This window comes from Pseudomonas extremaustralis (assembly GCF_900102035.1).
Classification (GTDB): domain Bacteria; phylum Pseudomonadota; class Gammaproteobacteria; order Pseudomonadales; family Pseudomonadaceae; genus Aquipseudomonas; species Aquipseudomonas extremaustralis.
Map to the genome: position 1 here is coordinate 70843 of NZ_LT629689.1, position 22438 is coordinate 93280.

19 protein-coding genes are annotated in these 22438 nt (G+C 60.2%); 11 read left to right on the top strand and 8 right to left on the bottom strand.

The window, feature by feature from the left end:
* Positions 1-132: 132 nt before the first annotated feature.
* Positions 133-1617, top strand: coding sequence for a 2-methylcitrate dehydratase (gene prpD / locus BLR63_RS00360; protein WP_010563806.1), 1485 nt, complete (start codon positions 133-135; stop codon positions 1615-1617).
* A 189-nt stretch (positions 1618-1806) separates the two neighbouring features.
* On the top strand, positions 1807-2700 hold the full coding sequence (locus BLR63_RS30970) for a hypothetical protein (RefSeq protein ID WP_130926074.1): 894 nt from the start codon (positions 1807-1809) through the stop codon (positions 2698-2700).
* A 145-nt stretch (positions 2701-2845) separates the two neighbouring features.
* Here BLR63_RS30970 and BLR63_RS00375 read toward each other — a convergent pair whose 3' ends face one another.
* From BLR63_RS00375 to BLR63_RS00405, 7 genes are all read right to left on the bottom strand, one after another.
* Positions 2846-4168 carry an ABC transporter ATP-binding protein gene (locus BLR63_RS00375; RefSeq protein ID WP_010563809.1) on the bottom strand — a complete coding sequence of 441 codons (1323 nt, stop codon included), beginning with the start codon at positions 4166-4168 and terminating at the stop codon, positions 2846-2848.
* A 14-nt stretch (positions 4169-4182) separates the two neighbouring features.
* Positions 4183-5928, bottom strand: coding sequence for an ABC transporter permease (locus BLR63_RS00380; RefSeq protein WP_010563810.1), 1746 nt, complete (start codon positions 5926-5928; stop codon positions 4183-4185).
* Between the two features lie 229 nt (positions 5929-6157).
* The gene (locus BLR63_RS00385; RefSeq protein ID WP_010563811.1) at positions 6158-6886 is read right to left on the bottom strand and encodes an alanyl-tRNA editing protein; all 729 of its coding nucleotides are present in this window, start codon (positions 6884-6886) and stop codon (positions 6158-6160) included.
* A 2-nt stretch (positions 6887-6888) separates the two neighbouring features.
* A complete protein-coding gene (locus BLR63_RS00390; RefSeq protein ID WP_010563812.1) occupies positions 6889-7881 on the bottom strand; it encodes a serine O-acetyltransferase in 993 nt (330 codons plus the stop codon).
* A 37-nt stretch (positions 7882-7918) separates the two neighbouring features.
* Positions 7919-8833, bottom strand: coding sequence for a PLP-dependent cysteine synthase family protein (locus BLR63_RS00395; RefSeq protein WP_042946578.1), 915 nt, complete (start codon positions 8831-8833; stop codon positions 7919-7921).
* Between the two features lie 24 nt (positions 8834-8857).
* The gene (moeB, locus tag BLR63_RS00400) at positions 8858-10738 is read right to left on the bottom strand and encodes a molybdopterin-synthase adenylyltransferase MoeB (protein ID WP_010563814.1); all 1881 of its coding nucleotides are present in this window, start codon (positions 10736-10738) and stop codon (positions 8858-8860) included.
* Positions 10739-10773: 35 nt separating this feature from the next.
* Positions 10774-11667, bottom strand: a complete 894-nt coding sequence (locus BLR63_RS00405) for a DMT family transporter (protein WP_010563815.1) — start codon at positions 11665-11667, stop codon at positions 10774-10776.
* Between the two features lie 160 nt (positions 11668-11827).
* Here BLR63_RS00405 and BLR63_RS00410 point away from each other — a divergent pair, with 160 nt between their 5' ends.
* A complete protein-coding gene (locus BLR63_RS00410) occupies positions 11828-13252 on the top strand; it encodes an aminotransferase-like domain-containing protein (RefSeq protein ID WP_042946556.1) in 1425 nt (474 codons plus the stop codon).
* A 42-nt stretch (positions 13253-13294) separates the two neighbouring features.
* Here BLR63_RS00410 and ppsR read toward each other — a convergent pair whose 3' ends face one another.
* Entirely contained in the window at positions 13295-14113 is an 819-nt protein-coding gene (gene ppsR, locus BLR63_RS00415; protein WP_010563817.1) for a posphoenolpyruvate synthetase regulatory kinase/phosphorylase PpsR, read from the bottom strand.
* Positions 14114-14291: 178 nt separating this feature from the next.
* On the opposite strand from ppsR, the gene ppsA reads away from it, so the two are divergent.
* The 8 genes from ppsA (at position 14292) to BLR63_RS00455 (ending at position 22386) form a co-directional block, all read left to right on the top strand.
* Positions 14292-16667, top strand: a complete 2376-nt coding sequence (gene ppsA, locus BLR63_RS00420; protein ID WP_010563818.1) for a phosphoenolpyruvate synthase — start codon at positions 14292-14294, stop codon at positions 16665-16667.
* Between the two features lie 107 nt (positions 16668-16774).
* Positions 16775-17764, top strand: a complete 990-nt coding sequence (locus tag BLR63_RS00425) for an alpha/beta fold hydrolase (RefSeq protein WP_010563819.1) — start codon at positions 16775-16777, stop codon at positions 17762-17764.
* Between the two features lie 188 nt (positions 17765-17952).
* Positions 17953-18444: a ribonuclease E activity regulator RraA gene (gene rraA, locus BLR63_RS00430; protein ID WP_010563820.1), complete on the top strand. Its 492-nt coding sequence runs from the start codon at positions 17953-17955 to the stop codon at positions 18442-18444.
* 24 nt (positions 18445-18468) lie between these two features.
* A complete protein-coding gene (locus BLR63_RS00435; protein WP_010563821.1) occupies positions 18469-19464 on the top strand; it encodes a zinc transporter ZntB in 996 nt (331 codons plus the stop codon).
* Positions 19465-19550: 86 nt separating this feature from the next.
* On the top strand, positions 19551-19796 hold the full coding sequence (locus BLR63_RS00440) for a hypothetical protein (RefSeq protein WP_010563822.1): 246 nt from the start codon (positions 19551-19553) through the stop codon (positions 19794-19796).
* Between the two features lie 2 nt (positions 19797-19798).
* Positions 19799-20623, top strand: a complete 825-nt coding sequence (locus BLR63_RS00445; protein ID WP_003175519.1) for a mechanosensitive ion channel family protein — start codon at positions 19799-19801, stop codon at positions 20621-20623.
* Positions 20624-20710: 87 nt separating this feature from the next.
* The gene (sigX, locus tag BLR63_RS00450; RefSeq protein ID WP_010563823.1) at positions 20711-21301 is read left to right on the top strand and encodes an RNA polymerase sigma factor SigX; all 591 of its coding nucleotides are present in this window, start codon (positions 20711-20713) and stop codon (positions 21299-21301) included.
* Between the two features lie 107 nt (positions 21302-21408).
* Positions 21409-22386, top strand: coding sequence for an OmpA family protein (locus tag BLR63_RS00455; protein WP_010563824.1), 978 nt, complete (start codon positions 21409-21411; stop codon positions 22384-22386).
* Positions 22387-22438 lie beyond the last annotated feature (52 nt).

Below are 22438 nucleotides of genomic sequence, written 5' to 3' on the forward strand. Positions count from 1 at the left end.
ATTGACTGACCCACCGTCATCGGGAGCAAGCCCCCTCCCACAAGGGATCTCTATTCCAAGGCAGGCATCCAAGATCTGCCTCCAGTAACCGTAAGCCCGAGGACTGACCCCCACCCACTTTGGAGAACAGCCATGAGCGCCAACGTCGACCAGAACACCCGCCCCGACTACGACCAGGTCCTGCAGGACATCGCTGACTATGTCCTCAACTACCGGATCGATTCGCCGGACGCACTCGACACCGCCCGCAATTGCCTGATGGACACCCTCGGTTGCGGCCTGCTGGCCCTGCGTTTCCCTGAATGCACCAAGCACCTGGGACCGCTGGTGGAGGGCACGGTGGTGCCGTGCGGAGCGCGGGTGCCGGGCACGTCGTTTCGGCTGGACCCGGTCAAGGCGGCCTGGGACATTGGCTGCATCGTGCGTTGGCTCGACTACAACGACACTTGGCTCGCTGCCGAATGGGGCCACCCTTCGGATAATCTCGGCGGCATCCTCGCCGTGGCCGATCACCTCTCGCAAAAACGCGTGGCCAATGGCGACGCGCCGCTGACCATGCGCGCAGTGCTGGAGGCGATGATCATGGCCCACGAAATCCAGGGCGTGATTGCCTTGGAAAATTCCTTCAATCGTGTCGGCCTCGACCATGTGCTGCTGGTGAAAGTCGCCTCGACGGCGGTTGCTGCCAAGCTGATGGGTGCCGATCGGGATCAGTTGCTCTCGGCGCTGTCCCACGCCTTTGTCGATGGCCAGGCCTTGCGCACCTATCGGCATGCGCCGAACGCCGGTTCGCGCAAATCCTGGGCGGCGGGGGATGCATCGAGCCGTGGCGTGCGCCTGGCGGATATCGCCCTGCGCGGCGAGATGGGCATTCCCGGTGTGTTGAGCGCGCCGCAGTGGGGCTTCTACGATGTGCTGTTCAGTCATACCAACAAGGACCTGGCGCTCAAGCCCGAGGACAAGCGCAGGTTCAGCCTGTCCCAGCCTTACGGCACGTATGTGATGGAAAACGTGCTGTTCAAGATCAGCTTCCCCGCCGAGTTCCACGCGCAAACGGCCTGCGAAGCGGCGGTGACCCTGCACCCGCAGGTCAAGCATCGCCTGCACGAGATCGAACGCATCGAGATCACCACCCATGAGTCGGCGATTCGGATCATCTCCAAGGTCGGCCCACTGGCCAACGCCGCCGACCGCGACCATTGCCTGCAATACATGACTGCCGTGCCCCTGGCCTTCGGCAATCTGGTGGCCGAGGATTACGAGGATGAATTCCACGCCGCGCACCCGATCATCGATGAGCTGCGCGACAAGATGGTGATCATCGAAGACCCGCGCTACAGCCGCGAATATCTGGAGGCGGACAAGCGTTCCATCGCCAACGCGGTGCAGGTGTTCTTCAAGGACGGCTCCAGCACCGGACAGGTCGCGGTGGAATACCCGATTGGCCATCGCCGGCGCCGGGCGGATGGCATTCCGCTGCTGGAAGACAAGTTCAGGGCCAACCTGGCCACGCGGTTTCCCGCCCAGCGCAGTGCCGAGATTTTTGCCTTGTGCAAGGACCAGGCGCGGCTTGAGGCGACGCCGGTCCATCAGTTTGTGGACCGGTGGGTGATGTGACTGGTGGCGTGTCGACGCGTGACGCTGAGTGGTGGTTTTTGAAGCCGACACACTTTGCTATTCATGCTTCCTACGTCTGCGGAACCGTTTTCAGATAAATGCCCAATCAGGTGGCCAGATGACTTGTTTTAGCAGGTCGTCTGGCAAGCAATCTTTTTGAATAGCACACCTGAATCTGAGAGGCCCTCCATGACCAGCGTCAGCCATCGACAAGCCGCGTCCTACAACGCCAGCTATGAAATGTCCCCAAAGCCAGCGCCGATCCGGCGCGAAGACAGTGCCGAGGCACAGGTCCATTCCGCCCGTCATTCGGACTCAGCGACACCGCGCCCGCCGGTCACGGCAGAACAACGGGGGCAATTCTCGGCACATGGCCATTTGGTCAACCCACCGTCATCCGCGACTGGCGTTGACAGCGCTCGCCTTGCGCAGCTCTCCCAGCAAAACGCTCAACTGCGTGATGGGATTCAAAAGGTAATAGACCACTTCACACCGATAATCATGCAGCTTCGCCAGCAAGTGGCTGAGCTCACCCGACAAGCCAATGGGGCCGGGAGCCCAGGAGAACAACCAGCCGCGCCATCGGAACAAGGCGTCAGGGGTGGCCCTGAGCACCGCGAGTCGCCTGATGAACCCGCCGCTGCGGCAGAAAATGCACAGGTATCAGGTGACTTCCAGCAGATGGTCGCTGAAAACAATCAGTTGCGTGAGACAGTGGAGCGCCTGCAAGCCCAGTTCACAACGGTGGTGACCCAGCTTCAGAAGCAAATACAGGCGTTGAGTCAAAAGCTGGGCGGGCCGGACGTCGAAGCCGATCAGGCACCTGCCAGGACCTCAGGCGCGGACGCCAGCAGCAATGCTTCCCCAGACCGTGCGGCGGATGAAGAGCCGCGTGACGCCAGCCCGGCCCAATCCGATGAGGCCGCTTCGACCACAAGCCCTACCGTTGACGATCTGATGCGCGACAACCAACAACTTCGTGCTCAGCTCGAACAAATGGTCGCTCAATTCACCCAGGTGATTTCACAACTGAAACAGCAAATCGAACAATTGAGCGCCCAGGTCAAAGCCAGGACCGCCTGAGGTCCGCCAGGCTGAAGTGGCCGGCGTGGCTTGAGGCGACGTCTGTGCATCGCTTTATGGACCTGATCGTGATCTGAGAAACACGGTAAAAAAAGGTGGGAGGGCGCAAGCCCGTTCCCACCTTTTGATGAGCGGCGTTCAGGGGTTACATGCTGCCTTCGACATCCTCCAGGCTGAACGTCTCGGTGTGGTCGTCATAGGAGAAAATCTCTGCATAGCGACCCCACGCCACCACGCTTTCCAGGGTTTTCTCTACAAACGCTTCGGTCATCGAGTCTTCCAGTTCCTGTTCGAAGCGCACGCGTGGCGCCCGGTGTCCGCTGCGCTCCAGCAGTACCTGGTGAATCCGCGCGGCCAACGGCACGTGCTGGATCAAGTGCTCGGCGAACAAGGTCTTGCGCTCCTGGGTGCCGTAGTCGGCGAACAGCTTGCCGGCTTCGGTCAGGGTGATGTCGGCGCCCTTGAGTTCGGCAAAGCCCAGATGCTCGAGCATCTCCGCGACCGGGAACAGGTCGTCCACTTCCAGCAAGCGCCGCTCGGCCACAGTGGGCAGGCCGGCGTGACCGTTGTAGGGCTCGGCGGCCAGGGTTTCGATCAGGCCGGCCATCAGGTTGGTGGACACTTCCGGCAGCAGGCTGCCCATTTTTAGTTCGGGTATGCCTCGGCTGGCATCGGCGCTGCGGCGGTCGGTCATCAAGGCGTAAATGTCATCGACCATTTGCCGGAAGGACGGGTCCAGCCGATTGCGCGGGTGCGGGAACGGCACCTTGATTTCGGCCACCACCCGGCCGGGGTTCGATGACAGCACCAGGATGCGGTCGCACATCAGTACGGCTTCTTCGATGTTGTGCGTCACGATCAGGATCGACTTGATCGGCAGTTGTTTGCCGCTCCACAAATCCAGCAAGTCGGTGCGCAGGGTTTCGGCGGTGAGCACGTCCAGGGCCGAGAACGGCTCGTCCATCAGCAGCAGCGTCGGGTTGACCACCAGGCCGCGTGCGAAGCCAACGCGCTGGCGCATGCCGCCGGACAATTCGCGGGGGTAGGCGTTTTCGAAACCATCCAGGCCGATCAGGTCGATGGCCGCCAGGGCGCGCTTGCGGGCGGCCTTGCGTTCCACTTGCAAGGCTTGCAGGCCCGCTTCGACGTTTTCCAGCACGGTCAGCCAGGGAAACAGGGCAAAGGTCTGGAACACCATGGCCACGCCTTCGGCCGGGCCGGTCAGCGGTGCGCCGTGGTAACGCACCTCGCCGGACGATGCCTGGATCAGCCCGGCGATAATACGCAGCAACGTGGATTTGCCGGAGCCGGAGCGGCCCAGCATGCCGACGATCTCGCCTTCGTGCAGGGTCAGGTCCACACCGCTGAGGACTTGCAGTTCATCTTTGCCTTTGCCGAATACCCGGTTCACGTTTTTCAGCGAGAAGATTTCCGGCGTGTCGGCGGTGTTTACGGTGTAGGTAGTCATCACAGCGAATCCCATCAATTCAAGCGGAGTTTGTTTTCAGCCATGGCGTACATCGGTCGCCAGACCGCGCGGTTGAAAGCCACTACAAAGATCGACATCACGACCACGCCCAGGGTGATCTTGGGGAAGTCGCCGGCCGCGGTGGTCTGCGCGATGTAGGCGCCCAAACCGTGGGCGACCACGTTGTCCTGTCCCCAGGACACATACTCGGACACGATGCTGGCGTTCCACGCGCCGCCCGAGGCGGTGATTGCGCCGGTGACGTAGTACGGGAAGATGCCCGGCAACATCACCTTGCGCCACCACAGCCAGCCGCGAATACGGAAGTTGGCGGCGGCTTCCTTATAGTCGTTGGGGAAGGCACTGGCACCGGCGATCACGTTGAACAGGATGTACCACTGGGTGCCCAGTACGATCAGCGGGCTCAGCCAGATGTCCGGGTTCAGTTGGTAGTGCAGGATCACAATGACAAACACCGGAAACAGCAGGTTGGCCGGGAACGCCGCGAGGAACTGTGCCAGTGGCTGGATTTTTTCCGCCAGGCTCGGTCGCAGGCCGATCATCACGCCAAGCGGCACCCAGATGAGCGAGGCAATCAGGATCAGTCCCACCACCCGCAGCAGGGTAATCAGGCCCAGCACCACGACATGCCCGACTTCGCCGAGGGTCACCTCGGTGCCGACATAACGCACGATGTGGTACAGCGCATAGGCGGTCAGCGCGGCGATGAGGGCGCCCCACACCCAGTCGATCACTTTGGACCTTGCCGCACTGGCCGTGGGCATTGCCTTGAGCGGCCCGCGCGAGAAGCTGAAGCGGCGGTTGCCCAGGCGGCTGACCATGCGAGTGATCGGGCGCAGGATGCGTTGGACGACGCGGGTGCGCTGGATCAAGTTCAGCACCCAGGATTGCGGGGCGCTGCCTTGGGAGGCGGTGGTTTCCATGCGGAACTTGTCGGCCCAGGCCACCAGCGGGCGAAACAGGAACTGATCGTAGAGCAGGATCACCGCAATCATCACCAGAATCACATAGCCCACGGCATGCAGGTCTTTCTGGGCGATGGCCAGGGCCAGGTACGAACCCACCCCCGGCAAGGTGATGGTCTTGTCGCCGACCGTAATGGCTTCGGAAGCAACCACGAAAAACCAGCCGCCGGACATGCTCATCATCATGTTCCACACCATGCCGGGCATGGCGAAGGGCACGTCGAGTTTCCAGAATTTCTGCCAGCCGGACAGCCGCAAGTTGGTGGACACTTCGACCAGGTCATGGGGCAGCATGCGCAACGACTGGTAGAAGCTGAACGTCATGTTCCAGGCCTGGCTGGTAAAGATCGCAAAGATCGCCGCGAACTCGGCACCGAGCACGCGTCCGGGAAACAACAGCAGGAAGAACGTCACGGTAAACGAGATGTAGCCCAGCACCGGCACCGATTGCAGGATGTCGAGCACCGGTACCAGCAGTTTTTCGGCGCGCCGGCTTTTGGCCGCGAGGGTGCCGTACAGCAAGGTGAAGATCAGCGCCGCAGCCATCGCCGCGAGCATGCGCAGGGTCGTGCGCATCGCGTATTCCGGCAGGTTGGCCGGGTCGAGGGAAATGACTTCGCTCTGTAAGGTGGCGATGGGGGCCCAGGTTTCCCGGGCGGTGATAGAGAAGAACAGTAAAAAACCGATCACCAGGGGCAGGGCGACCAGGTCCCAGCGATTGGGCAGCAAGCGCATCGTGGACGCAGGGATATAGTGACGGAACACTTTGTTCATAGGCAGTCAGTCCTGCAGCGTTCAGGTTCAGAGTGGGCGTGTTGGGCGTGGGCTTGTCTGTCGCACGAATCACCCGCGGCCAAGGGCGGTGGTGTTTTCGTGAGTGTTGGGCATCTAGGCGATGCTGGAGGAATTGTACGTTTCAGAATGTTACAAGGTCATAAATTTGCTGTCAGTTTCCTGTACGAACCGCGGTCAGCACATGGGCGTCCCAACCGCGGTCCGGCCGTTACTCAAAACGCAGGATGACCCGGCGGTTGTGCTTGCTCTTCTTTTCGATCTTCTCGCAGAACACCCGGCCGATCTCCTCGGTATTGAGCACATGGGTGCCGCCGCACGGCTGGATATCGATCCCGCCAATTTCAATCACTCGCACCGCGCCCTGGATCACCGGGGGCGCCACCGCCTGGGTGCGGGTGATCTGCAGCAGGGTGGCGTACTCCGACGCCGGCATCGACAGGGTTTTCACCTGATGGGCCTGTTCGATCAGCGCATTGAGGTCGCGGGTGAGGCTGTCCTTGTCCAGGGTCATTTCCGGCAAATCGAAATCCAGGCGGCCCTTGTCGGCACTGATGCTGCAGCCGGTGACCGGCGCATCGATAAGGGAGCACAGCAGGTGCAGGCAGGTGTGCATTTTCATGTGTTGGTAGCGCCGTTCCCAGTCCAGGCTGGCGTCCACCTGGACCCCGGCAATCAACTGCTCGGGGCAGTGCTCCACCTGGTGCCAGATGATCGAGCGCAGCAACGGGTCGCGCACCGTGCCGGTCACCTCCACCCGTGAGCCATCCGCAAGGGTAAAGTAGCCGGTGTCACCCGGTTGCCCGCCGCCGGTGGGGTAGAACAGCGTGTGTTCGAGGGCGATTCCCTGTTCGCTGACGGCCATCACCCGTGCGCTGAAGGCGTTCTGGTAGGGCGCGCTGTCGTACAGCGCCAGGGTTTCCATGGTGTGCACGGACATGTTCAACCTCCGACAATCAGTGGGCTGGCTTGCAGCAGATGGCGCACCATTGCGCTCAAGCCAGGGGGGGAGAGCAGGGTGATTTCAAATTCCGGGCCGCACACTTTGAGGTTAAGCGGCAGGCGCGGCAGATGGTTGCCCGACTCGACACGGTGCAGGCGAAATTGCAGGTGGTGACGCTCTTTCACCGTGGGTTCCAGCATCAGCCCGGGCAACGGATGGAAGTCGGCGTCCAGCACGGTGACCTTGTGGTTGATGTTGACCTCGCCGACCACGTGCAAGCGCTCATTCAGGGCGAAGGCGCCGAGGTAGTTGCTGTGGTCCGATTCGTCGTTTTTCTGTAGCTGGATCTGGTTCACCACCTTGACCTTGGTGCCGGCCGGCACATCCTGGGTGATCACGCAGGATGGGCTGATGAACACGTTGTCGCCGATCAGCACGTAGCCCAGCACGCGGGCGCCGGAGCCGACTTCCACATTGTTGCCCAGGCGTGGGTGGCGCTTGCCGTCGGGGTTGTTGGCGATGCCCCGGGCGCCCAGGGTCACGCCGCAGAGGATGTAGCAGTCGTCGCCGATCTCGCAGGTTTCGCCGATCACCGTGCCGTAGCCGTGGTCGAGCACGAAGCGTCGACCGATGCGCGCCGCCGGGTGAATCTCGGCCCCGGAGAGCACCTTGCCCTGGTTGCTCAGCTTGAGGGCGATGCGCGAAAACACGCCGTTGGGCTGGTCGGGGAAATGCCACACCCGGTGCGCGAGCCGGTAATAGAGCACGGCCTTGAACGAGGCGTAGGACTCCAGGATCAGCTCGCCGCGCCCACGGGACGCCGGGTCGCGATACGCGTAGGCGATCAGGTCCTCGGCCACCGCCTGGGCCGCACCCTGGATCAGTGGCGCCAGGTGCGGTTCCAGCTGCTTCATCTGTGTGGGTGTGAGGGTCTTGATGAGGTGGGTGAGTAACTCATCGTGCAACAGTTGCATGTCGATAAAGCCGCCCATGGAGGCACCCCCGCATTCTGGATCGTTGGAAAACCGGTTATTCGAAACTGGGCAGGTAGCTGTCGGCACTGTCATAGACCATGGTCAATACCACCGTTTCGGGCGGCAGTTCGGGAGCGAGTCTGGCGATCGCCACCATGTTGGCGGCGGAAGACAGACCCAGGCTGATGGCGTCGGTGCGCATGATGCGTTTGATCATGTCGAGGCATTCCTGGTGCGAGACCTTGAGCATGCCGTCGATCACCTCCAGGTTGAGGATGCTCGGGATCAGGCCGATCGACAGACCCTGGATATGGTGCGGCGCGTGCTGGTTTTTCAGCAGGTCGCATTCTTCCGGCTCCACGCCCATCACGCGGATGGCCGGCCAGGCGGTCTTCAGGGTTTCGCCGATGCCGGTGATGTGGCCGCCGGTACCGATGCCGCTGACGAAATAGTCCACATGGCGATCACCGAAGGCGCGGATGATTTCCCGTGCGGTGGTGTCGCGATGGGTTTGCGGGTTGGCGCCGTTGCGTTGCTGGTTGAGCATCACGTAGCTGGGGTTTTCCAGCTGCAGCTCCATGCACTTTTCGCCGTGGGAGTTGTTGCCCAGGCGGCTGTCCGACAGCACCACCTTGGCCCCATACAGGCGCAGCAGCTTCTGTTTTTCGGGGCTGTAGTTATCGGGGATCACCAGCACCACCTTGTAGCCCAGCACGTTGCCGGCCATGACCAGGCCGATGCCGGTATTGCCGCCGCTGGGTTCGATGATGGTTTGCCCGGAGTCACGGATCAGCACGCCACGGCGCTCGGCGTCGAGGATCATGCCCAGGGCGATGCGCGCCTTGTGGCTGCCGCCGGGGTTGAGGGATTCGAGCTTGGCGTAGACCTCGATACCGAGGTCTTCGGAAAACTGCCCCAGGCGTACGATCGGCGTGTGGCCAATGACATCGAGGATTGAGTTGTGCAGCATCAGGTAGGAACCCATGGCCGGTGATCAGTACAAAGGCATGTCGGGTTCGACGTCGCGAACCCAGTGTTTCATGCCGCCCTGCAAGACTTTGGTGTTGGCGAAGCCCGCCGCCAGCAAGGTGCTGGCGGCTTGCTCGGCGCGGGTGCCGGCGTAGCAGATCAGGTAATGGGTGTTGTCCCGACTGAGGCTGTCGAGGTGTCCGTCCAGCTCGGCCAGGGGGATATGCACCACGCCTGGCAATTTGCACACTTCCAGTTCGCTGGCATCGCGCACGTCCAGCAGCACGTCGGCGCTGCTGTGGTGGTCGAGTACCTGCTTGAGCACCCGTGGCTTGATGTAGCGCTCTTCGGCCAGGGACGGCTGGCGCGGTACCGCATCCGCGCATACGGTGGGAGCCTGGGTTTCGCTGTGGCGCAGCTCGGAGCAGCACGGGCAGTCGGCGCGGCGCTTGAAGCGGATCTCGCTGAACTTCATCGCCAGCGCATCGAAGCGCATCAAGCGGCCGGACAGGGGCTCGCCGATGCCGATCAACAGTTTGATGGCCTCGGTGGCCTGGATCATCCCGACCACGCCGGGCAGCACGCCGATCACGCCGCCGGCGCTGCAATTGGGCGCCAGTTCGGCGGGCGGTGCCTTGGGGAACAGGCAGCGGTAGCAGGGGCCGCCTTTATAGTTGAGCACGCTGATCTGGCCGTCGAAACGGTAGATGGCGCCGTACACCAGGGGTTTGCCCAGTTGCACGCAGGCGTCGTTGACCAGGTAGCGGGTGTCGAAATTGTCGGTGCCGTCGATCACCAGGTCATAGGCGCCCACCAGTTCCAGGGCGTTATCGGCGTTGAGGGCGGTGTCGTGGGCGTTGATCTGGATGTGGCGGTTCAGATCCTGCAGGCGCTGCTTGGCGGACGCCACTTTGGGCATGCCGAGGGTGCTGTTGCCGTGGACGATCTGGCGTTGCAGGTTGCTGCTTTCCACCACATCGAAATCCACCAGGCCCAGGGTGCCGATACCGGCCGCGGCCAGGTAGAGGCTGATGGGCGAGCCCAGGCCGCCGGTGCCGATGATCAGCACCTTGGCTTTCTTGAGGTTCAATTGGCCTTCGCGGCCGACGCCGGGCAGGGTGATGTGGCGCACATAGCGCTGTACTTCTTCATTACTCAGGGCTGCTTCATCACTCGGGGTGTCGACGTCCATGCCGCCGGAAGTGGCGAGCAGCACTTCGATCCTGGTTTCTTCTGGCAACCGGTCATCGGCATCAATCAGCTCTTGCTCGGCGGTGAACAGGAAGTGTTCCTTGAGCTGATTGTTCTTCTCGTGAAACAGATGCGGGCGCAACTGCGGGTGGAGGCTGCAGAGGTTTTCAATGACTTCGCGCAATGTCGATCCGGCGCCCTTGAGGGTCGATTCCGGCAGCTTGGCCACGCGAACCAGAATGTCGGGGAAAGAGACAGCGTTCATGGACAACTCCGTGTTCAGGTCGTTGAAGGGTTTAAGGGCGAAATGCTTGCCATCCCAGGCAAACAGCTTGGAACCCAGGGCCTGGCCCTGGCGAACGTCTACCACCAGATAACTGACGGGGTAGATCGGTTCGCCCATGAACAGCGCCTTGTCCTGGTCTTCGTCGCTGAAATAAGCGCCGACGTCCGGGTGGGAGTGATAGATCACCACCACCGGGTTGTCGCTGCGAAACGCCTTGCTCAGCAGCAAGGTGTCGGCCACCGAAAACGTGTAGCCGTTGGCCGCACTGCGCGGGTACATCTCGGGGTTCTTGCGGTGCAGCTCGTTCTGGATATTGCTGCCCAGGTGCACGCTGCCGTCGGCGAAGACGAAACCACAGCATTCCTCGGGGTAGCGGCGGCTGGCGTGGGCATAGATCTGTTCCAGGGCTTCTGGGCGCAGGAGGTCCATGTTTCTCTCGCGTTGCTGTGTGAGGGCCGGGAGGATCAATTTTTTTTGGCCAGGAGTTTTTCAACGGGCAACTTGGTGATCGCGAAGCCGGCCAGCAGGATGGCCGAGTACAGCATCAGGTCGCGGGAAATCGCCACGCCTTCGTACCAGGCACCGATGATCACTGCGAAGACTGGGAAAATGATGAACACGAAGGACAGGATGATCGGGCTCAGGCGCTTGAGCAGCATGAAGTACACGATGAAGCCGCCCACCGACGCCACCAGTCCCAGGTAGAACAGCGCGCCCCATGAGCGCAGGGTGATGGCTTCGAAGGTCGGCGTTTCAAACCACAACCCGGCGACGAACAGCATCAGCCCGGCAATGCCGATGGGCAGGGTGTTGTAGGTGATCACGCTGATGGCGCTGCCTTTCTGCTTGGTGATCACGTAGCACAAGGCGTGCATGATCGCCGCGCTCAGGATTGCCAGGACCCCGAAGAACTCCGCGTGGTCCAGGTGCAGGCCCTGGCTCTTGATGATCATGTAGAGGCTGCCGAAACCGATGCCGATGCCGACTACCTGGGAGAAGTAGATGCGTTCGCGCAGGAACAGCGCGGAAAAGATCAGGATAAACACCGGCATGCAACTGAACAGCAGCGCGGTCAGGCCGGACGACACATGCATCTCGCCATAGTTGAGCAGGTAGTAGGGAACGCTGAAGTAGGACAGGGTCACGAACACAAAGAACCAGCGGCTCTCGCGGGGAAACAGGATCGGTTCGCGGCGCACCATGGCGAAACACAGGAACAGCGGGAAGGCGATCAGGAAGCGCAGGCCGGCGGATGTCAGCGGCGGCACGCTCTCCACCGCGATCTTGATCCCCAGCCAGGTGGTGCCCCAGCTCAGGCACACGATCAAAAACATCACGCTGGTGACCAGGCCGGCCAACCACTGTTTTTGGTTTTTTGTTTTGGCGCTGTTTTCGAGCACGGCGGACATTGGCATCGTTTATTGCTTCCCTGAGCCGGAATTGAACTCTATATTGAGCGGGTAATGAGTCGTAAAATTCGGCGATTGAACCCGTAAATGCACACTATTAGGGCCAAAGATGACTGTCAAAACAAATATTGACATGGTGTCAATTATGCGTGAGGGGTTGTCCAACGGGCAGGGCGTCAAGTACAAACGCCTGTCCGATGTCATGGAGCGGGGTATTCTCGAAGGCTTGATTGAGCCCGGACGAAAACTGCCGCCCCATCGGGTGCTTTCCGACAATCTGGGGGTAACCATCGGCACCATCAGCCGGGCCTACGGTGAGTTGGAGCGCCTAGGGTTGGTGGTGGCGCGGGTCGGCGACGGCACTTTCGTGCGTAAGCGTGGGATGGAGCGCCAGCGTGACGAAGGCTTTCGCAACTTCAGCGAAGAACCACGCCAGTACTTCGACATGAGCCGCAACATGCATATCCCTGGGCAGGAAACCACCTTCCTGGCCCAGAGTTTCCAGACCCTGTCCACCAACGCCAAGTTTCTCCAGGACATCAGTGCCTACACCCCGGACGCCGGCCTGCCGCGTTACCGCGATGCGGGCGCGCAGTGGCTGGTGCAGCGCGATTTTCATCCGATTCCCGAGCAGGTCATCTGCGTCAATGGCGGCCAGCATGGCCTGCTCTGCGCGATGATGGCATTGCTGCGGGCCGGCGATACGGTGGTCACCGAGCAAATGACATACCCCGGCCTGATCACGGCTGCGCGGATGCTCGGCATCCGCTTGATCGGCCTGGAGATGGATGACGAAGGCGTCCTGCCGGGCGCGCTGGACGAAGTCTGTCGTAACCACCGGATTTCGGCGCTGTACTGCACGCCGACGATCCAGAACCCGACCACCGCGGTGTTATCGGTGGCGCGTCGTGAAGCGCTGGTGAGGGTGTGCCGGGAACATAATCTGCTGATTCTCGAGGACGAAGCCCACGGTGTATTGGTCGAAGACCGGCCGCCGCCACTGAGTCATTTCGCCCCCGAACGCACGATTCTGATCAGCAGCTTGAGCAAGGCTGTGTCCGCCGGGCTGCGCGTGGGCTACGTGCATGCGCCGCCGGCACTGGTCAGCCGCATCTCCGCGGCCCTTCGTTCCACGTGCTGGATGGCCACGCCGGTGACCCTGGAACTGGCCACCCAATGGATCGAAAACGGCACGGCGGAATACCTGTTGCACCAGCAGATCAACGAGATCAGCCGACGCAAGGCGCTGGTACAGGACTTGTTGGCCGGCCTGGAGTATCGCACCCACTTGAACAGCCCACATTTCTGGATCGAAGTGCCGGAGCCATGGCGCGCCTCGGAAATCGAGGCGGAACTCAAGCAGAACAATTACCTGATCGCCACCGCCGAGGCCTTTGCCGTGGGGCAGACAGCGGTGCCGCAGTTTATCCGGGCGAGTATCTGCAACACGTCGGGGGATGATCAGTTATTGCGGGCGGGCTTTGATGCGCTGGCGACGGCATTGGGGCAGGGCGGCGGACGGTTTCACCTGTAGGCGGTGAGTGGGCTTGCCATACCCAGCCCGCTCACCAGAAGGCTATTTGAACCGCCGTTCCACGCCTTTCTCCACCAGAATCTTCGCCGAAATCTCTTCCACCGAAAAATGCGTGGAATTGATATGCGGAATGTTCTCGCGACGGAACAGATTTTCCACTTCGCGTACTTCGAACTCGCATTGGGCGTAGCTGGAGTAGCGGCTGTTGGGCTTGCGCTCGTTGCGGATGGCGGTGAGGCGGTCCGGGTCGATGGTCAGGCCGAACAGCTTGTGCGCATGAGCGCGCAGGGCGGTCGGCAGCGTCAGGTGTTCCATGTCGTCTTCGGTCAGCGGGTAGTTGGCCGCGCGGATGCCGAATTGCATGGCCATGTATAGACAGGTCGGCGTCTTGCCGCAGCGCGACACGCCCACCAGGATGATGTCGGCCTTGTCGTAGTAGTGGGTGCGGGCGCCATCGTCGTTGTCGAGGGCGAAGTTCACCGCTTCGATACGCTCCATATAGTTGGAGTTGTGCCCGATGGAATGGGACTTTCCGACCGAATAAGACGAGTGTTCACTCAGCTCCTGTTCCAGCGGCGCCAGGAAGCTCGAGAAGATGTCGATCATGAAACCATTCGAAGTAGCGAGGATCTCACGGATGTCCTGATTGACGATGGTGTCGAAAATGATCGGTCGGAAGCCGTCTTTTTCAGCGGCCAGATTGATTTGTTGTACCATAGCCCGCGCTTTATCCGCGTTGTCGATATATGGCCGCGTGAATTTGGCGAAAGTAACGTTTTCGAACTGCGCGAGCAGGCTTTGGCCCAGTGTTTCGGCTGTGATGCCGGTTCCATCCGAAATAAAGAAAGCAGATCGTTTCATTTGAGCCCTGGGCCTTAAGCTGATGGCGAATCTTGGATATGATAGGCGCGATTTTGCCGTCCCTCAGTGGGCCGCATTCTCACTTATTTTCCAGGTCCAGGCCACAAGCGCTGGCGAATGCTCCTACTGAGCAGCCGGCGTCCTGAGCTTTTCCAATACAGAAAGTGGAGAGATCACCTTGGTAGAGTACGTAGTTTCCCTCGATAAGCTCGGCGTCCATGATGTGGAGCACGTAGGGGGCAAGAACGCATCCCTCGGCGAGATGATCAGTAATCTTGCAGGCGCTGGTGTCTCGGTGCCAGGTGGTTTTGCCACCACCGCCCAGGCTTACCGTGATTTTCTCGAGCTGAGCGGCCTCAACGCTCAGATCCACGCCGCGCTGGACGCTCTGGACGTCGACGACGTCAACGCCCTGGCCAAGACCGGCGCCCAGATCCGTCAGTGGATCATGGAAGCCGAGTTCCCCGAGAAACTCAACGAAGAAATCCGTACCGCGTTCGCCACGCTGTCGGCCGGTAACCCGGACATGGCTGTCGCCGTGCGCTCCTCGGCCACCGCCGAAGACTTGCCCGACGCCTCCTTCGCGGGCCAGCAGGAAACCTTCCTCAACATCCGCGGCGTGGAAAACGTGATCCGCGCGGCCAAGGAAGTGTTCGCCTCGCTGTTCAATGACCGCGCCATTTCCTACCGCGTACACCAGGGTTTCGACCACAAGCTGGTGGCCTTGTCTGCAGGTGTGCAGCGCATGGTGCGTTCGGAAACCGGTACCGCCGGCGTGATGTTCACCCTGGACACCGAATCGGGCTTCCGTGACGTGGTGTTCATCACCGGCGCCTACGGTCTCGGCGAAACCGTCGTGCAAGGCGCGGTCAACCCGGACGAATTCTACGTACACAAGGGCACCCTCGAAGCGGGTCGCCCGGCCATCCTGCGCCGCAACCTGGGCAGCAAGGCCATCAAGATGATCTACGGCGACGAGGCCAAGGCCGGTCGTTCGGTCAAGACCGTTGAAGTCGACAAGGCCGAGCGCGCGCGTTTCTGCCTGAGCGACGCCGAAGTCAGCGAGCTGGCCAAACAGGCGATGATCATCGAGAAGCACTACAAGTGCCCGATGGACATCGAGTGGGCCAAGGACGGTGACGACGGCAAGCTGTACATCGTGCAGGCGCGTCCCGAGACCGTGAAAAGCCGCACTTCCGCCAATGTCATGGAGCGCTACCTGCTCAAGGAAACCGGCACCGTGCTGGTGGAAGGCCGTGCCATAGGCCAGCGCATCGGCGCGGGCAAGGTACGGATCATCAAGGACGCGTCCGAGATGGACAAGGTCCAGCCAGGCGACGTCCTGGTCTCCGACATGACCGACCCGGATTGGGAACCGGTGATGAAGCGCGCCAGCGCCATCGTCACCAACCGTGGCGGGCGTACCTGCCACGCGGCGATCATCGCCCGTGAACTGGGGATTCCTGCAGTAGTCGGTTGCGGCAACGCCACCCAACTGCTCAAGGATGGCCAGGGCGTGACCGTATCCTGCGCCGAAGGCGATACCGGTTTCATCTTCGAAGGCGAGTTGGGCTTCGACATCAAGCAAAACTCCATCGACGCCATGCCGGACCTGCCGTTCAAGATCATGATGAACGTCGGTAACCCGGATCGCGCATTCGACTTCGCGCAGTTGCCGAATGCTGGCGTGGGCCTGGCCCGCCTGGAGTTCATCATCAACCGCATGATCGGTGTGCACCCCAAGGCGCTGCTGAATTACGACGGTCTGCCGCATGACATCAAGGACAGCGTCGACAAGCGTATCGCTGGCTACAACGACCCGGTGGGCTTCTATGTCGAGAAGCTGGTGGAAGGCATCAGCACCCTGGCAGCGGCGTTCTACCCGAAAAAGGTCATCGTGCGTCTGTCGGACTTCAAGTCCAACGAATACGCGAACCTGATCGGCGGCAAGCTCTACGAGCCGGAAGAAGAAAACCCGATGCTGGGCTTCCGTGGGGCCTCGCGTTACATCAGCGAAGCCTTCCGTGACTGCTTCGAGCTCGAATGCCGCGCGCTGAAGCGTGTGCGCAACGAGATGGGTTTGACCAACGTCGAGATCATGGTGCCGTTCGTGCGTACCCTGGGTGAAGCGAGCCAAGTGGTCGACCTGCTGGCTGAAAACGGCTTGTCCCGTGGTGAAAACGGCCTGCGCGTGATCATGATGTGCGAACTGCCGTCCAACGCCATCCTGGCCGAGGAGTTCCTGGAATTCTTCGACGGCTTCTCCATCGGCTCCAACGACCTGACCCAGCTGACCCTGGGCCTGGACCGCGACTCCGGGATCATCGCTCACCTGTTCGACGAGCGTAACCCGGCGGTCAAGAAGCTGCTGGCCAATGCCATCCAGGCATGCAACAAGGCCGGCAAGTACATCGGCATCTGCGGCCAGGGCCCTTCCGATCACCCTGACCTGGCCAAATGGCTGATGGAACAGGGCATCGAAAGCGTGTCGTTGAACCCTGACTCCGTGCTGGAAACCTGGTTCTTCCTGGCGGAAGGCCAAGCGTCCGCCTAAGGTCGACATGTCAAAAAGTGCCGGTCACCCGTTATAGGTGGCCGGCATTCTTATCTGTACAGGGCGGAACTCCTTCCGGACGCCGCCCTTTTTTGTGCAAGAGCATTATGCAAAGCAGCAGCAATCTGTTTCCCGTCGCCCTGATCAGCGCTGAACGTCGTGGCGACCTGAGTGAAGATGTGTACCGCCTCAAGCCCGGTAATAGCCCGGACGGCACGGTCGAGCTGGCGCTTACCCGTTTGGGCCTGGCCGATGCCCCGCAAAGCCGGGGCGTGCCGGTCATTTTGTTGCATGGCAGTTTCTCCAATCGACGTTTTTGGTACTCGCCCAAGGGCATCGGCCTGGGGGCTTTCCTGGCGCGCCAAGGGTTCGATGTCTGGGTCCCGGAAATGCGGGGGCATGGCCTGTCCAAGCGCAATCACGACTACGCCAGAAATCGCGTCGCCGACTATGCCCGCTACGATTTGCCGGCCATCGGTGCATTTGTGCGTGAGCAAAGCGCGCAGGTTCCCCATTGGATTGGTCATTCCCTGGGCGGCACTACCTTGGCGGCAGCCCTGGGTGGCAAGCACCTTGGCGCACCGGCAGTGGCTTCAGTGGCACTCTTTGGCTGCCAGGTCAGCCGCACCCACTGGCCGTTGAAAATCCCACTGGTGGAGTGGACCGGTCGATTGCTCTTGAAGCGGTTAGGTCAGGTATCCGGCGCGCGGTTCAAGCGCGGTCCGGAGGATGAGCCGGCAGGCGTGATGATCGAAGCCATGCGCTGGAATGGCCTGTTCGGTCGCTTCGGCGAGGGCAAGCAGGATTGGTGGAAGGGCCTGGCGGAAGTCGATCTGCCGCTGTTGGCGGTCAGCGCCGCCGGGGATCAGCAAGACCCCGACTGGGCTTGCCGCAAGCTGTTCGAGCAAATCGGTTCCGAGCACCGCCAGTATCTCTGCCTGGGACGCCAGCAAGGCTTTACCGACGATTTCGGGCATGTGGAAATGTTGGTCAGCAAAGCCGCGCAAGCTGAAGTGTGGCCACTGGTGGCGCGATGGTTGAAAGATTCACTGACACCTTTGCAGGGTGCGCCGGCCGAAGGGGCGGCCACAGTTTGACGCGGAGCTCTACCAAGGGCGTTTCGCTCGCGGATGGTTGCGGCTAAGATATGACGCGTTAAATGCTTCTGGTCATATTCAGTCGTGCAGTGGCTATTGCGTTGCGGCGAAACGGATGGGATGTTTCGCACCTGCTTGGGCCGGCGCTTCTTTCGAAAGACATCTCTTTGACGGAAAGGAATTATTCAATGAATCATTACGTGACTCCCGATCTGTGCGACGCCTACCCGGACCTGGTGCAGGTGGTCGAGCCGATGTTCAGTAATTTCGGCGGCCGAGACTCCTTTGGTGGCGAGATCGTCACCATCAAATGCTTCGAAGATAACTCCCTGGTCAAGGAACAGGCGGACCAGCCTGGGGCCGGCAAGGTGCTGGTAGTCGACGGTGGTGGTTCCCTGCGTCGCGCCCTGCTGGGTGACATGATCGCTGAGAAAGCCGCGAGAAACGGTTGGGAAGGGCTGGTGATCTATGGCTGCATCCGTGATGTCGACGTGATTGCCCAGACCGATCTGGGGGTGCAGGCCCTGGCCAGCCACCCCATGAAGACCGACAAGCGCGGTATCGGCGACCTCAACGTGGCAGTCACCTTTGCCGGCGTGACGTTCCGCCCGGGTGAATACATCTATGCCGACAATAACGGTGTGATTGTCTCGCCAAGCCCGCTGAAAATGCCTGAATAAACCGCAATAGCCACAGGGGTAAGGATGTTCGAGGAAGAAAACGCGCAATGGGGGCTGGTACATGCCCTGGTGCTGGATGGTAAAGGCGGTGCGCGTTCGATTGCCCGGACTGAGCTCGACGACTTGCAGCTGCAGCCCCAGGAAAGCCTGTGGCTGCACTGGGATCGCAGCCATCCGCAAACCCAGACATGGTTGCGCAAAGCCAGTGGTTTGAGCGAATTCGCCTGTGACTTGTTGCTGGAGGAGAACACCCGTCCGCGCCTGCTGTCATTGCCGGAATCCGAGTTGCTGCTGTTCCTGCGTGGCGTCAACCTCAACCCGGGGGCCGAGCCCGAAGACATGGTCTCGGTGCGCATCTTCGCCGCTGCCCGCCGTGTGATTTCCCTGCGTTTGCGACCGCTGCGCGCCACCGATGAGCTGCTGGTGCAGTTGGCTGATGGCAAAGGGCCGAAAACCGCCTCGGAACTCATCCTGTATATGGCGCAGTACCTGACCCTCAAAGTGCAGGATCTGGTCACTGACCTGTCTGAAATCGTCGATGCCGAGGAAGAAAAACTCGATACCGACGAACGGTATACGCCGGAGCATGGCAGTATTTTGCAGATTCGTCGCCGGGCGGCCGGACTCAAGCGGTTTTTGGCACCGCAGCGGGATATTTTTGGTCAGCTCACGCGGATCAAATTGGCGTGGTTCTGTGACGACGATGCCGACTACTGGAACGAATTGAACAACAGCCTGACCCGCTACCTGGAAGAGCTCGAATTGACCCGGGAGCGCGTGGGGCTTGTACTTGAAGCTGAAGACCGACGCTTGAGCGTGCGCATGAACCGCACCATGTACCGCTTCGGGATCATCACCGGAATCTTCCTGCCGATGAGTTTTCTGACCGGCTTGCTGGGCATCAACGTGGGGGGCATACCGTTCTCTGCCAGCCCCTACGGATTCGTGATTGCGTGTCTGTTGATGGTGTCGGTTGCACTCGGACAATGGTGGCTATTTCGACGATTGCGCTGGGTTTGAGCTGAATATGACCTGAACGTAGGAAGGGGTCTATGTGACCTCAGGAAATTTACCCTCGTCTTTTAAAACACTTGCGAGAGGTCTATATGCACGATCCGTTCGAACAGTCTTTACGTGACATGCTCAATGCCTCGCCGTCCAACCGTGACGACGATGCCTGTCTGGGCCGCGTGTTGAAAACCGCCAACCGTCAGGTAGGGGCGGGTGATCTGTTCGGTCTGCTCGGTCGATGGCTACCAGCGTTGATGATGGCCCTGAACAACGGTTCGGCCCACGTATCGCCGGTTTCCCGTCGTAAATCTCTTGCGCGTACTGCTGATAAGGCTGAATGAATATGGAACTTGATCTCTGGACCCAGAGCCTGGTCACCGCGATGACCGCATTGTGGACCAAGGTGGCGAATTTCATTCCCAACCTGTTTGGTGCCCTGGTACTGGTGCTGCTGGGTTTTGTCGTGGCCAAGCTGCTCGACACCCTGCTGTCCAAATTGCTCGCCAAACTCGGCCTCGACCGCTTGATGGCAGGCACCGGCCTGACCAAACTGCTCGGCCGTGCCGGGCTGCAAGTGCCGATCTCCACGTTGATTGGCAAGATCGTCTATTGGTTTGTATTGCTGATTTTTCTGGTTTCCGCCGCGCAGTCCCTTGGACTTGAGCGAGTTTCAGCTACGCTTGACATGCTAGCGCTGTATTTGCCGAAGGTTTTCGGCGGCGCACTGGTGCTGTTGGTAGGCGTTTTGCTGGCGCAACTGGCCAATGGTTTAGTGCGTGGCGCCGCCGAAGGCGTGGGGCTGGACTATGCTGCCGGGCTCGGGCGAATCGCCCAGGGGCTGGTGATCATCATCAGTATTTCGGTCGCGATCAGCCAGTTGGAGGTCAAGACCGACCTGCTCAACCATGTGATTGTGATCGTTTTGATTACCGTTGGTCTGGCCGTTGCGTTGGCCATGGGCTTGGGTAGCCGGGAAATTGCCGGTCAGATTCTTGCGGGAATCTATGTGCGCGAGTTGTATCAGGTTGGGCAGCAGGTGCGTGTGGGCGAGGTCGAAGGGCAAATCGAGGAGATCGGTACAGTCAAGACGACAGTGCTGACCGATGACGGCGACCTGGTGTCGCTGTCCAATCGGATTCTCCTGGAGCAGCAGGTCAGTAGCCGCTAATCCGGCAAACCCTGCTAATGTACGCCGCCGCGAGCCTGGGTGACCGGGCTGTGGCGGACATTGACCTGACTGTCGGCACGACTTGTTTTGAATAAAGCCCAAACGCTGTCTACGCGCTATGACCCCCGTGAGCTCTCCGATGAGGAGTTGGTCGCGCGCTCGCACACGGAGCTGTTTCACGTCACTCGCGCGTACGAAGAATTGATGCGCAGATATCAACGCACTCTGTTCAATGTCTGTTCAAGGTATTTAGGGAACGATAGAGATGCGGATGATGTCTGTCAGGAAGTGATGCTCAAGGTGTTGTATGGCCTGAAGAACTTTGAGGGTAAATCGAAGTTCAAGACCTGGCTCTACAGCATCACGTACAACGAGTGCATCACGCAGTATCGGAAGGAACGGCGAAAGCGTCGCTTGATGGATGCTTTGAGTCTGGACCCCCTTGAGGAGGCATCTGAAGAAAAGGTGCCGGCACCCGAGGAAAAGAGCGGACTCGATCGCTGGTTGGTGCATGTGAACCCGATTGACCGGGAAATTCTGGTGCTACGTTTTGTCGCAGAGCTGGAATTTCAGGAAATCGCTGACATCATGCATATGGGTTTGAGTGCTACAAAAATGCGTTACAAACGTGCTCTAGATAAATTACGTGAGAAATTTGCGGGCGAGACTGAAACTTAGTACGTGGCAAATATCTCTTACGTGTAGGCAAGTTCTGTTAGACTTGCCGCCGAGTTGTCCCCCGGTTTGTGGGACTGCTTTACAATCACCAGATGGGGATTTAACGGATGAAACTGAAAAACACCTTGGGCTTGGCCATTGGTTCTCTTATTGCCGCTACTTCTTTCGGCGCACTGGCACAAGGCCAAGGCGCAGTTGAAGGCGAGCTGTTCTATGCGAAGAAGTTCAACGACAGCGTTAGTCACGTCGAAGACGGTCGCGTTCCAGGCATTTCGCTCGGTTACTTCCTGACCGACGACGTTTCGGTGAACTTTACCTACGGCAAGCTGGATCACACCCGCTCGAACGACGGTACCGGCAATCAGAAGATCCGTGGCGATCAGTTCGGTCTGAAGAGCCAATACCACTTCGGTACCGTTGGTGACGCGATCCGTCCATACGTTGAAGGTGGCGTTGCTCACGGCAGCCAGACCAACGTTGCTGCTGACGGTCACACCGGTCGTGATCAGTCGACCTTCCTGACCACTGGTGCAGGCGTTAAGTGGTATATCACTAACAACCTGTACGCTCGTGGCGGCGTTGAAGCTGACTACAAGCTGGACAACGGCAAGTGGGACTACCAGGCCTTGGTTGGTCTGGGCGTGAACTTCGGCGGCAACGGCGGCAAGGTTGCTCCAGCCCCTGCCCCAGCACCAGCTCCAGAGCCAGTTGCAGAGCCAGAAGCTCCAGTTGCTCAGGTTGTTCGTGTTGAGCTGGACGTTAAGTTCGACTTCGACAAGGCCGTTGTTAAGCCTAACAGCTACGGCGACGTGAAAAACCTGGCCGACTTCATGAAGCAGTACCCAGCTACCCACGTAGAAGTGGCTGGTCACACTGACTCCGTAGGTCCAGACGCCTACAACCAGAAGCTGTCCCAGCGTCGTGCTGACGCTGTCAAGCAAGTCCTGGTTAAAGACGGCGTAGCACCTAACCGCGTTACTTCGGTAGGTTACGGCGAATCCCGCCCAGTTGCTGACAACGCAACTGAAGCTGGTCGTGCTATCAACCGTCGTGTAGAAGCATCGGTTGAAGCTCAAGCTCAGTAATTACTGAGTGGTAGAAAAAAGCCCGGCTTAGGCCGGGCTTTTTTTCGCCCGC